Origin of the sequence: Rhizobium sp. RHZ02 (assembly GCF_014851575.1) — a bacterium.
GTDB lineage: Bacteria > Pseudomonadota > Alphaproteobacteria > Rhizobiales > Rhizobiaceae > Rhizobium > Rhizobium altiplani.
In genome coordinates this window covers 1-12,209 of sequence record NZ_JACUZX010000021.1, presented here as the reverse complement: position 1 = coordinate 12,209, position 12,209 = coordinate 1, and the positions used below count along the sequence as shown (strand labels likewise).

General features: G+C 57.9%; 11 protein-coding genes. 9 read left to right on the top strand and 2 right to left on the bottom strand.

Annotation, left to right across the window (positions count from 1 at the left end; translation table 11 throughout):
* Positions 1–323: 323 nt before the first annotated feature.
* Positions 324–1,214, bottom strand: a complete 891-nt coding sequence (locus IB244_RS23275; RefSeq protein WP_312867263.1) for an SMP-30/gluconolactonase/LRE family protein — start codon at positions 1,212–1,214, stop codon at positions 324–326.
* A 108-nt stretch (positions 1,215–1,322) separates the two neighbouring features.
* On the opposite strand from IB244_RS23275, the gene IB244_RS23270 reads away from it, so the two are divergent.
* The 8 genes from IB244_RS23270 to IB244_RS23235 are packed head-to-tail and all read left to right on the top strand — an operon-like array spanning position 1,323 to position 8,833.
* Positions 1,323–2,036 carry a FadR/GntR family transcriptional regulator gene (locus IB244_RS23270; protein WP_169682057.1) on the top strand — a complete coding sequence of 238 codons (714 nt, stop codon included), beginning with the start codon at positions 1,323–1,325 and terminating at the stop codon, positions 2,034–2,036.
* Positions 2,037–2,047: 11 nt separating this feature from the next.
* Positions 2,048–3,256, top strand: coding sequence for a mandelate racemase/muconate lactonizing enzyme family protein (locus IB244_RS23265; protein WP_169682058.1), 1,209 nt, complete (start codon positions 2,048–2,050; stop codon positions 3,254–3,256).
* A gap of 41 nt (positions 3,257–3,297) precedes the next feature.
* A complete protein-coding gene (locus IB244_RS23260) occupies positions 3,298–4,275 on the top strand; it encodes a sugar ABC transporter substrate-binding protein (protein WP_169682059.1) in 978 nt (325 codons plus the stop codon).
* 55 nt (positions 4,276–4,330) lie between these two features.
* A complete protein-coding gene (locus tag IB244_RS23255) occupies positions 4,331–5,308 on the top strand; it encodes an ABC transporter permease (RefSeq protein ID WP_169682060.1) in 978 nt (325 codons plus the stop codon).
* Positions 5,309–5,311: 3 nt separating this feature from the next.
* On the top strand, positions 5,312–6,043 hold the full coding sequence (locus IB244_RS23250) for an ATP-binding cassette domain-containing protein (protein ID WP_169682061.1): 732 nt from the start codon (positions 5,312–5,314) through the stop codon (positions 6,041–6,043).
* Between the two features lie 10 nt (positions 6,044–6,053).
* Complete coding sequence (locus IB244_RS23245; RefSeq protein ID WP_192305799.1) at positions 6,054–6,797, top strand: SDR family oxidoreductase; 744 nt, start codon at positions 6,054–6,056, stop codon at positions 6,795–6,797.
* The gene (locus IB244_RS23240; RefSeq protein ID WP_169682063.1) at positions 6,798–7,694 is read left to right on the top strand and encodes an aldose 1-epimerase; all 897 of its coding nucleotides are present in this window, start codon (positions 6,798–6,800) and stop codon (positions 7,692–7,694) included.
* Positions 7,685–8,833 (top strand): fumarylacetoacetate hydrolase family protein, encoded by a 1,149-nt coding sequence (locus IB244_RS23235; RefSeq protein WP_169682064.1) that lies wholly within the window; start codon positions 7,685–7,687, stop codon positions 8,831–8,833. Before IB244_RS23240 ends, IB244_RS23235 begins: the two co-directional genes overlap by 10 nt.
* Before the next feature lie 103 nt (positions 8,834–8,936).
* Here the strand turns inward: IB244_RS23235 and IB244_RS23230 are convergent, their stop codons facing one another.
* Positions 8,937–9,965 carry a LacI family transcriptional regulator gene (locus IB244_RS23230; protein ID WP_169682065.1) on the bottom strand — a complete coding sequence of 343 codons (1,029 nt, stop codon included), beginning with the start codon at positions 9,963–9,965 and terminating at the stop codon, positions 8,937–8,939.
* Between the two features lie 229 nt (positions 9,966–10,194).
* Here IB244_RS23230 and IB244_RS23225 point away from each other — a divergent pair, with 229 nt between their 5' ends.
* Positions 10,195–12,102, top strand: a complete 1,908-nt coding sequence (locus IB244_RS23225) for a glycoside hydrolase 5 family protein (protein ID WP_192240515.1) — start codon at positions 10,195–10,197, stop codon at positions 12,100–12,102.
* The last annotated feature ends 107 nt before the right edge of the window (positions 12,103–12,209 follow it).

The window sequence follows — 12,209 nt, the reverse complement described above, 5'->3', positions numbered from 1 at the left end:
TCGCAAAGCGAATGAGATTACCGCATTTCAGAGAGGCCGACAAAGCGCCGGAAGTGGTTCCGCACGCCGATGTCCGAGCGGCCGGGAGCTGGCAGGTTACGGCTGCAGGTGAAAGACGAGCCGCATGGGCTCCTACCGCTTCTCCATAGGTGGCGTAACCATAGGCTGCCGGACAATAGGCGGCATCCGGAGAACTTGCCAATGTTCGATCGGTTGCAGAGGCGGAACTAAAGTACGCCGGCAATCAAGTTCTGATGCGCGGGTAATACCTCATTCCCGATTGTGCGTGCAGCCTATACCTATCTTGCCGCTGGCGATGGGATCTACCCGAAGCGATTTGCCCTTCGGCCGCGCTTTCCCATGTTAATGGCGAGCAGGGCGCCTTCGAGCGGATTTCCCCTTACCTCTTCGTCCGTCATCGAAAACCGGGCGGAAGTGACGAAAAGAGTGGAAAGGTCATGGCCGCCAAAAGTGCAGCTTGTTGGCTGGGAAACCGGCAGGTCAACGACCCGGTCCACGCGTCCCTTTGGATCTAAGCGGACGATGCAGCCACCACGGGCGACGCGGCAATTCCAGATGAACCCCTCGTCGTCTAGGCACGAGCCATCTGGAAGGCCTCGCTCGAAGCCGGCAAATACTGGAACGCGGTTGCGGAGCATAGAGCCGGCGATCTCATAAGAGTAGATCGTGTTTTGAAGCGTGTCCGCCGTCAGCACGGTACCGTCACCCGGCCAGACCAAGGTGTTGGTGATGCCGAATAGATCGTTCGTCAAGGGTAGCACCCTGCCATCGGGGGTGTAACGGTAGAGCCGACCCTTCTCGCCGTTCATTGCCAATGGCGTGCCGTCAGCGGCGATGTTGTTCTGCATTGTGCCGACCCAAAAGGCGCCATCCGGACCGACGACGCCTTCATTCAATCGATTGCCGGTCGTCCCGGGCTCTACTGTCGCAACCGTCCGGAACACGTCTCCGTAATCCCAAAGCGCAATCGTGGTGGCGAGGCCGACAATCGCTCCGCCGTCTTGCCTCAGTCCGATCGAGGTTGGCATGTCAGGCGTCGGCCAGCTTTGGTACTCACCCGTTGCCGGCGTCAGGGCATGGATGGCTCGTCCAACAATATCGACCCACAGCAGGCGCTGCCTGTGGTCATCCCATACTGCGCTCTCCCCCACGATGTTGGCCGCCGTCAGAGCCACCTCAACATTTATTCCCACAGAAACCCCCGGTCCGAATATTGACTGTTGACAGACAGGGTAATCATAAAATACGCATAAATCAATGAAAGCTGTCATACAGGTTTTGAACTTTTAAACGGAGTTATCATGGCGACTGTTTCGGAGGTAGTCGGAAACGCGGGGCTGGTCAGCAATGCGATTGGAGCGATCACCGCTCATATCCGCATGAACGAACTGGGCCCGGGCGATCGCCTGCCAAGCGAAGGAGCGTTGTCTAAAGAGCTCAGCGTATCGCGCACAGTGGTGCGCGAGGCATTCCGGTCGCTTGCAGCAATGAGGCTCATCGACCTGCGTGTCGGCAAGCGAGCGATGGTCGCGCAACTGGATCATGGTGCGATGTCGCTGATGATCGAGCATGGCATTGACACCGCACAAATCAATGTCCAGCAAATCTATGACGTGCGCCGGACCATTGAAGTGCGGACGGCAACACTCGCGGCGCTGCGCCGCTCCAATGATGAAGCCCGTGCGATTCTTGAGCATGCCGAGGCGATGCGTACAAATTTCGATGCGGCGGAACGGGTCATGGAGAGCGACCTGGCATTTCATCTTGAGATTGCTCGCGCCTCCAAGAACCCGATCTTCGCGATGATTGTCGGCGCATTTCAGGGTGTCTCGAGACAGACATGGCCAATCGGATGGCGCAGTCGATCATCTGACAATGAGCGGCATGCCATGAACGACCTGCATGTCGCGATCGCCGAGGCGATTGTTGCGGGTGACCCCCAGGCTGCAAGCCAATTGATGGCCCAGCATTTTGAAGAGAGCGTGAAGGCGTTGCTGGCAGCCGGCGTCGCATAGGGAAGCATCTTATGAAAATCACGAAACTAGAGACCGTGCGTGTCGCGGAACGCCAGAACCTGCTCTGGGTACTGGTCCATACGGATGAAGGAATTACCGGTCTCGGGGAGACTTTCTTCGGTGCAGAGACCGTGGAAGCCTACATTCACGAATACGTAGCGCCACGCGTTATTGGACGCGACCCGCTGCAGATCGATCTCCTGGCCGCAGATCTCGTCGGTTATCTCGGATTTCGGTCGTCAGGGGCTGAGGTGCGGGGCAACTCGGCATTTGACATTGCACTGTGGGACATCTTTGGCAAGGCAACCGGACAGCCGATTGCACAGCTGTTGGGCGGATTCAGCCGTCGCGAAATCCGCACTTACAATACCTGCGCCGGTACGGAATACATCAAGAAGGCAACCGGCCAAACGACGGCTAACTACGATCTGGCGACATCTGCGACCAACGCTTACGACGATCTGAATGGCTTCCTTCTTCACGCCGACGAACTCGCCCACTCCCTGCTTGAAGAAGGGATAACGGCCATGAAGATATGGCCCTTCGATATCGCGGCGGAGAAGGCCCGCGGCCAGTACATTTCCTCACCGGATCTCAGGCGGGCGCTGGAGCCGTTCGAGAAAATTCGTTCGGCCGTGGGCGACAGGATGGACATCATGGTCGAGTTCCATTCGATGTGGCAACTGCTGCCTGCCATGCAGATCGCAAAGGCGCTGACGCCCTACCAGACATTCTGGCACGAAGATCCGATCAAGATGGACAGTCTCTCCAGTCTCGGACGCTACGCGGCCGTGTCGCCCGCACCGATTTCGGCATCGGAAACGCTGGGTTCGCGCTGGGCCTTCCGCGATCTGTTGGAGACCGGGGCGGCTGGCGTTGTGATGCTCGACATCAGCTGGTGCGGGGGACTGTCGGAAGCAAGGAAGATAGCTGCGATGGCGGAAGCCTGGCATCTGCCGGTCGCGCCTCATGATTGTACCGGGCCCGTCGTGCTTTGCGCCTCGACGCATCTTTCGCTCAACGCGCCCAATGCGCTTGTCCAGGAGAGTGTGCGGGCCTTCTACAAAACCTGGTATCGCGATCTCGTCACGGCATTGCCCGAGGTGAAAAACGGAATGATCACCGTGCCGCCTGGTGCCGGATTGGGCATGGAACTGCATCCCGATCTCGATAAGGCATTCACGGTGTCTCGCCGCATATCGAACTCCGTAAGCATCTGACTTTGTAACTGAAGTAACACGCAAACCTGGGAGGAAAAGGCATGAGAAAGAGCATTATCTGCGGTGCATGGGGGCTTGCCCTTTTAGCCACTACGAGCATCGCACAGGCCGAACCGCTGAACATCGTTTTTGCGCACCATTCGTCGGCATCAAATACCTTCTGGCAGGCGGTCAAGAAGGGCTTCGACGACGCCTGCGAGAAGATCGGCGCGAACTGCCAGATGGTCTTCACGCAAACCGAAGGATCGGTCGAGCAGCAGCTGTCGAACATTGAAGCAGCACTTGCTCGCAAGCCTGACGCGCTCTTGACCTCGATCGTTGACGACAAGGCGCTCGACGACGTGATTGATCGCGCGGTCAAAGACGGCGTTGTTGTGATTGGCGTCAACGTTGATGACAGTAAGGGGGCCGACGGTAACAAACGCGCGGCGTTCGTCGGCCAGGGCTTCCGGCCGGCCGGTCATTCGCTCGGCAAGGCGATCTCCGAGAGTTTTCCGAAGGATGGGCCGGTCAAGGTTCTGGTTGGCGTCTCCGCGCCTGGGCAGAACTGGTCGGAGGCGCGCGGGCGGGGTGTCATTGATTTTCTTGAAGAATATAAGGCTGCCAACCCCGCGCGGGATATTTCTTGGGACCGCATCGACAGCGGAACTGACCTTGCTGTGACCGCAGACCGTGTCGGCGCCTACCTCAACGCGCATCCCGAAACCACCGCCTATCTCGACACGGGTTTCTGGCATGCATCGGTCGCACGAGTTCTGAAGGATCGCGGCATTGCGCCCGGCAAGGTTCTGCTCGGCGGTTTCGACCTCGTTCCTGAAGTGGTCCAGCAGATGCAGGCCGGCTATGTGCAGGCCGAGGTCGACCAGCAGCCATACATGCAAGGTTTCATGCCGGTGATGGAAGTTTACCTCGCCAAGAAGCTGGGTCTTGCGCCCTCGAACATCGATACGGGCCAAGGCATCGTGCGCCCGGCGGATGCAGGCATGATCATGGATCTGTCCGCTAAGGGCCTGCGCTAAGTCAAAGGCAGGAAGGGGATCACTCATGAGCCCCTTCCACTCTGGAGATTGCTTAATGAAAAGACTTCTGAAGATTTATATGGAGAAGCCAGAGCTTGCCGCTCTCCTTCTGCTGGTCGTTTTGATCTTCCTGTTTCAGAGCCGGTCAGGAGGACTATTCATTACCGCTGGCAACCTGCGAGGCGTGTTCGGAATCTTGCCCGAGATGGCCTTGGTCGCCATCGGCGTGACCGTCTTGATGATATGTGGCGAGTTCGACCTCTCGGTTGGCGCGGTGTTCGCGTTGATGCCGATGACGGTCGCGGTCCTAATGACCCATGATGTCCCCTTTTCCGTGGCGCTGGCGGCGGGATTGCTAGTGTGCGTCGCAATCGGCTTCCTGAACGGCTTTCTCACGATCCAGTTCGCCATCCCGAGCTTTATCACGACGCTCGGAATGATGTTTGTGGCGCGCTCGCTAACGGTGGTGGTCTCCGGTGGGTTTCCGCCGTTGCTGTCGGCGGATCTACCGACCTGGCTATTTGTCAGTTTCGTCGGACCGGGTGAGCTCTTCCGTATGTCCTTTATCTGGTTCGTCGCTGTCGCAATCCTCGTGTCCTTGCTGCTGAGCCGCACGAATTTCGGCAATTGGGTGCGTGCGACTGGCGGCTTTCTTCCCGCAGCAAATGCGATGGGCATCCCCACGGCGCGCGTCAAAATTGCCTGCTTCATCCTATGCTCGGTTCTGAGTGGATTTGCTGGGTTGATCCAGGTCTTGCGCCTCGGCTCTCCCTTGCCATCCATCGGGGAAGGCATGGAATTGCAGGCTGTCGCGGCTGCGGTCATTGGCGGAACTGCATTGACAGGCGGCATCGGCGCTGTTCTCGGAGGGATTATCGGTGTGGCGCTAATCCGCGTCATCGACAATGGCCTCATCCTTAGCCAGGTCGACGCCAACTGGTTCAAGTTCGCTATCGGATCGCTGACGATCTTCGCGGTTATTGCAAACTCTTGGCTGCGCAAGCGCGCCAAGGCAATCAAGGTGGAGGTGTGAGCCATGAACGAACCCATCGTTTCGGTTAAAAACCTGCACAAATGGTATTCGGGTGTTCATGCCGTCAAAGGTGTTTCGATCGATTTCGCGCGGAACGAAGCTGTCGGGCTGATTGGCGACAACGGTGCTGGAAAGTCCACCCTGATCAACATCTTGTCAGGCGTCCAGCGACAGGACGAGGGCGAGATCTTCGTGGAGGGCCAAAAGGTCGCCATTTCTGGCCCTCGCGACTCGATGCGGCTCGGCATCGAGACCATCTATCAATACAACTCCATGGTCCCGACCATGTCGATCGCGCGCAACCTCTTCATCGGTCGGGAGCCCATGCGGTTTTCGATTGCAGGCGTCGGTGTCATGGACATGGGCAGGATGCGTGAGGAGAGCGTCAAGGCCATCAGCAATGTGGATTTGCATCTGAGATCGCCGGATGCCCTTGTCGGCGAGCTGTCTGGCGGGCAGCGGCAGGGCGTCGCCATTGCGCGTGCCATGCACTTCAAATCGAAGGTGATGATCCTTGATGAGCCGACCAATCACCTTTCGGTCAAGGAAACCAACAAGGTCATCGGTTTCGTTCGTTCCCTGAAAGAGCAGAACGTAACCGGCATCTTCATCAGTCACAACATGCACCATGTCTTCGAATGCTGTGATCGGGTTGTCGCCATGGCCCGTGGCCAAGTCGTGCTCGACAAGCGGATCGGCGACACGACGATCGAAGAAGTTCAGTCGGTGCTCTGAGGAAAAGCCAATGGGAATGCTAGAAGGAAAGACGGCCCTGATAACAGGAGGCCTCGGAACTCTGGGAAGGACTCAGGTGCTACGGCTTCATGCCGAAGGCGCTTCCGTGATCGTTCTTGATCGGCCAGACATCGAAGACGGCGCGCAGAAAGCGGCAGAACTTGGAGCCGGCGTTCGGTTCCTCGGTTGCGATCTCAACCAGCTGCAGGTCACGGAGGAAATTGTCAGCGAGGAAGCCAAAGCCCTAGGTGGCATCGACATCCTTATAAACAACGCCGCCTTGATCATCAACAGGCCGTTCGAGGCGTTTAGCCTGGAGGAATATGAGGATCAAATCCGGGTCAACTCATCCGCCGCTTTTGCGGTGGTGCGGGCAGTCGCGCCGTTCATGAAACCGAAGCGAAGCGGAAAGATCCTCAATTTCACGTCAATCACCATGAACGGGCAGTGGGACGGCTATGTGCCTTATGTGGCGTCGAAAGGCGCGATGCTCGGTCTGACCAAGGGGCTCGCCCGTGAACTCGGTCCGTATGGCATCAACGTCAATGCCGTCTCGCCGGGCGCGGTGGTTTCCGAAGCAGAAGAGCGCGTGTTCGGGGATCGGCTGCAGCAATATAGCGACTGGGTTCTGGACCGTCAGTGCCTGAAGAAGCGCATCGAGCCCGACCATGTCGCGAGCCTCGTTCTCTTTCTGGTGTCGCCGGCGTCCGATATGATCTCGGGCCAGAATTTTGCCATCGACGGAGGCTGGTAATTGCATCCGCAGGAGATCGTTCTGGAGAACGACAAAGCCCGCGTCGCCGTTGTTCCCAGCTTGGGTGGCGGTCTGGCGCGGCTTGATGTTCGCGACGCCGAGGGGAGGTATCGGCCTCTCCTGCGGCCGTGGAGCGGGCGGATCACTGATGGTCCTTTCGCTCTGGGCTGTAATGTTCTGGTTCCCTTCTCCAACCGGATATCGCAGGGAGGGTTTGTATTCGGCGAGCACTTCCACGCCGTCAGTCCCAATTTGGGCGGTCAAGAGCTTCCGATTCACGGAGATGCGTTCATGCGGGAGTGGCTGATCGCCGGGCGGGATACATCGACGATCACGCTGCATTGTCCTCACGGTAGTATTGGTCCGTTCCGATATGATGCAAAGCAGACGCTCGTCTTGTCGCAAACCCGGCTTGTCGTGCGTTTGGAGGTGACATCGACATCACCGACGGCCTTGCCTTTCGGCATCGGGTTTCATCCCTGGTTTCCGCGAAGCGCACGAACAACAGTTCGGTTTTCAGCGAACAAAGTCTGGCTGGAGAATGAAAGACATCTGCCGCTGACATTGGTCGATATTGATGCGGACGGTTGTTGGGATTTCTCGGCGCCGACCCCTTTGCCGGCCGAGTGGATCAACAATGCGTTCACTGGCTGGCTGGGCTCCTGCGATGTCGAACAAGGCCCTGATGCCGTCTCCTTTCGCTTGAGCGCATCTGACAATCTCGACGTTACTGTCGTCTATTCGCCCGGGTCGGATGCGGATTTCTTCTGTTTCGAGCCTGTTTCTCATCCGGTGGATGCGCACAATCTTCCCGGTATGCCCGGGCTGACGGTTCTTCAGCCCGGCAAAACCCTCACAAGTTCGATGACTTTGGACTGGAGTTCCTCATGGCACTGAATTCGTTCGAATGCGGCACGTTTGCTGGCCGGATATTCCGCTCCGAGTTTGGCGGTCCGTCCGTGGTCGTCGTGCGCGACGGAATGGTGTTCGATATCACCTGTGCCGAGGCGCCGACGATGCGCGACCTGCTGGAGAAAGACGATCCGGTCTCGTTCGTTCGCGCGCAGCCCGGCGAAATCGTCGCGTCGCTGGGAGCGATCATGGACCCGGATCTACCCGACCATGCCCCATTTTCGATGCTTGCACCCTGTGACCTGCAGGCGGTGAAGGCGTGCGGTGTCACCTTCGCGAGATCGATGCTCGAGCGGGTGATCGAAGAAAGAGCTGCCGGAAACCCGGACATGGCGCGCTCGATACGCGAACGCGTGACGGCGGTTATCGGGGATAGCTTGCGCGACCTGCGTGCCGGATCGGAGGAAGCAGCAAAGGTCAAGGAGGCATTGATCGAGGTCGGCCTCTGGTCGCAATATCTGGAAGTGGGTATCGGACCAGACGCAGAGGTCTTTACCAAGGCGCAGGTGCTGTCCTCCGTCGGCTGGGGCGCCTCCGTTGGACTTCATCCGGTGTCGAACTGGAACAATCCCGAGCCCGAGATCGTGCTGGCCGTCGACAGCCGGGGGCGCGTGAAGGGGGCGACACTCGGCAACGATGTCAACCTGCGCGATATCGAGGGTCGTTCGGCGCTTCTTCTCGGCAAGGCAAAGGACAACAACGCCTCTTGCTCCATCGGGCCGTTTATCCGCCTGTTTGACGAGACTTACTCGATCGCGGACGTGCGCAACGCCGAACTGGAACTACGGATCGAGGGCAGGGACGGTTTCGTCCTTGATGGCAGCAGTTCGATGAAGGAGATCAGTCGCGATCCGCTCGATCTCGTCGCCCAGACGATTGGTCGCCACCATCAATATCCTGATGGGCTCATGCTGTTCATGGGAACCCTTTTTGCGCCGGTCGAGGATCGCGATACACCCGGCCAGGGCTTTACGCACAAGATAGGCGACAGGGTAGCAATTTCGAACGCTGAGTTGGGCAGCCTGATCAACACGGTGGCCTTGTCGACCGAATGCCCGCCCTGGACCTTCGGGACGGCCGCGCTCATGCGCAACCTTGCCACGCGCGGCCTGCTTGGCAACTAGGGCATGACAATTCATCGGCCAACGCCGATGGTGGCGCCGAGCGCGCAATAGCCCACATAGATAGGCTCCGGCTAGAGGGATTGGCCGGAGCGAAGGTGTCGGATCAAACCGACGCGTCACGAAATTTCGGAGCAATGAGTGACTGCAGGTTCGGCAGTTCCACGCCATTGGCTACGGAAATGATAGTGCGGGCCAATTCGTTTCCGGCCGCACGAATATCCTCGTTTATGGCGATAATCTCGGGCCTGATCCACTCGGTGAAACGCGTCGGCTCTTTCGCAACCATGTCAAAATCGACCTTGATCCGGGCTCCGACGCTTTCGAGTCCAGCAAGGAGAGCGACACCAGTACTTGCGCTGCCGGCGACAAAGCCGTCAACCAAGCCGCTCTCGAATGGCCAGCGTGTCCCCTCCTTGAAAATATCCTCCAGGGGGCTGTCGAGATCGACGTTGCCAAACGGTACTTCCACGCATCCAAAGTCACGGATGCCTCGGCGGAATCCGTCCGACATGTGCTTGCAGAACATCAGATGCGACGGTGGCGCCAGGAGCGCGATATTTCGCCGCCCGTTGTCCGCAAGCCGTCGAACGCTCTCATAAGCGAAGGTCTCATTGTCGAAATCGACGGAGGCGTGAACACTCCGTAGCTGCGTTCGACCGAAGGTGACGAACGGAAACTCTTCGTTCGTCAAAAAGATAACGCGCTGATCCATCGGTTGGGTACGGGTGATGATCAGTCCATCGGCCATGCCGCTGTCGAGAACCTCTCCGACGGCCTTCAACGGGTCCTCATGCGGGCTATCCGGCACCACCACCATGCCATAGCCTGAACGGGAGAGCACCTCGGCGACGCCGTTTACAAGCGGCCCGGCTATGCCAAGGATTTCATCTTCCATGTTCAGCACCAGGGCAATAACGCGTGACTTGCCCGTACGAAGTCTGAACCCTGCGCGGTCCGGGCGATAGCCTATCTGGCGTGCCGCGAGCCTCACGCGCTCTTTCGTCGATGAGCTTATGTCGTCGGCATCGTTGAGCGCACGGGAGACGGTCGCAGGGGTCAGCCCAGTGAGCTGCGCGATCGTTTTGAGCGTTGGTTTTGGCTGGCGATCAACGCGACCACGATTGCTCCTCATGGAACTCTCCGAAAACGATATAGAGATTACCCCTAATTCTCTCGACGAACAGTGTCAAACATATCTGATTTTACAGCACTTGTGGGGTCTTGATATTTTGTGTATTCGCTTACGTAATCGATTTCGGAGATGTGTTTTGGTCGGTTTGGCGAATGATTCAATCAAGCTCTTTCCTCAGGGGGGCTTGGCACTCGGATGCAACTACTGGGCATCCCATGCGGGGACGAACATGTGGCAGGATTGGCAGCCGTCCGTCGTTGATGCCGACATGGCTGCCCTGGTTAAGCATGGGGTCCGTTGGTTGCGGGTCTTCCCATTGTGGCCCGACTTTCAGCCGATCAAGCTGCTTCGAACACATTCCGCCGCCCCTTATGAATATCGGCTACGCGAAGAGCCTCTTGGAACCGATGCCCTTGGCCGGGCCGGACTGTCCTCGACAATGATCGGCCGGTTTCGGGAAATGTGCGCTCTCGCCGAAAAGCACGATCTCAAACTCGTTGTCGGTGTGATTACCGGATGGATGAGCGGCCGCCTGTTTGTTCCGCCGGCACTGGAGGGCATGGATCCTATCAGTGACGCGAGGAGCATTGCCTGGCAGATACGATTTGTCCGAGAATTCGTGAGTGCCCTGAAGGACGAGGGTTCGATCGCGGTATGGGATCTCGGAAACGAATGCAATTGCATGGGCGTCGCAGATAATCCGGACGTCGCCTATACATGGACCGCGGCCATTTCGAGTGCCATCAAGCGCGCCGATCCTTCGCGGTCGGTCGTCTCCGGCATGCATACCCTTTCTTCGCGGTTGAAAGGCCATAAGAACCCGTGGCTGATCGAAGATCAGGGTGAGTTGACCGATATCCTGACGACGCATCCGTACCCGTACTGGGTTCGCCACGCCGAACTCGGCCACGTCGATGACTTCCGAACGACATTCCACGCGACCGCAGAAACCAGCTTCTATCGCGATATCAGCGGCAAGCCCTGTATCGTCGAGGAAGTCGGGACAATGGGTCCGATGATTGCCAGCGATGAAGTTTCGGCGAAGTTCGCTCGGGTCAACATGTGGTCCTTGTGGGCGAACGATTGCCGAGCCTTTGGATGGTGGTGTGCCTACGATCAAACCGGTCTCGGTCATGCGCCCTATGATTGGTTCGCCGTCGAAACCGAGCTCGGATTGGTGAAGACCGACCACACGGCGAAACCTGTCTTGGAGGAGTTCGCAAAATTCCAGAAGGTGATGGGGCATGTTCCAAATGGCACGCTACCTGCTGCAGCGATCGATGCTGTCTGCATCCTGTCGGACAATCAGGACGATTGGGCGGCCGCCTATGGATCGTTTGTCCTTGCCAAGCAAGCAAAGTTGCAGCTCGCCTATTGTCACGTTCATCAAGAGATTCCCGAAGCTGGCATCTACATCCTGCCTTCGTTGACTGGTCCCAACTGCATACCGAAGCGCGTATGGCTCGAACTGCTGCGGCGGGCCAGGGAAGGGGCGACGCTTTACGTGTCCTTCAAGGACGGCATCGTGCCCCATTTCGTGGAAACGTTTGGTGCCGAGATAGTATCGCGGTCTAAATCACCGATGGCGGCGTCCGCAACGATCCTGGATGGTGGCCATCAGATCGAAATACTCGGAGCTGGCGAGACACGGGTGAAATTGACGTCAGGCGAAGCCATTGCAACGAGGGACGATACTGGCGATCCCGTCTTCTGGAGCAATCGCCTCGGCAAGGGTAATGTTTACGCTTTGGCTTTTCCAGTTGAGGTCGAATTTGCCGGAACCTTGTTTAGTGAGGACAATCCCTATTGGCGGCTCTATGCGCAGTTCTCGAAGGCGAACAGGAAGTCGCGCTTGATAGAGGTTGCCGATCCGGCAATTGCCGTAACGGAGCACGCGTTCTCGCCCGAACTTCGGTTTGTCGTCCTGATCAATCATAGCCGCGAAGTTCGATCGATTGAGTTCTCGGTACCAGACGAATGGGAAGTCACAGATATCTGCAAGGATGAAGAACGCGTCGACGGTCGGACGGGGATCGAGGTGCCGGGTCTGGATGCTGTCATGCTTCGAGTGCGGCCGAAGCACTGCTTGACCGTTGGCGGGGCTGTAGCTCGACGTCCTAAAGCTTGTCGCGTCTAAATCGCCTCATACCCTGCGGCCCTGAAGTAGTTTCGACATTCTTCGACGGGGAACAGTGCACAGATGTCGCTCAGGGCATTTGATATTGCGTCGAAACTCCTTGCGGC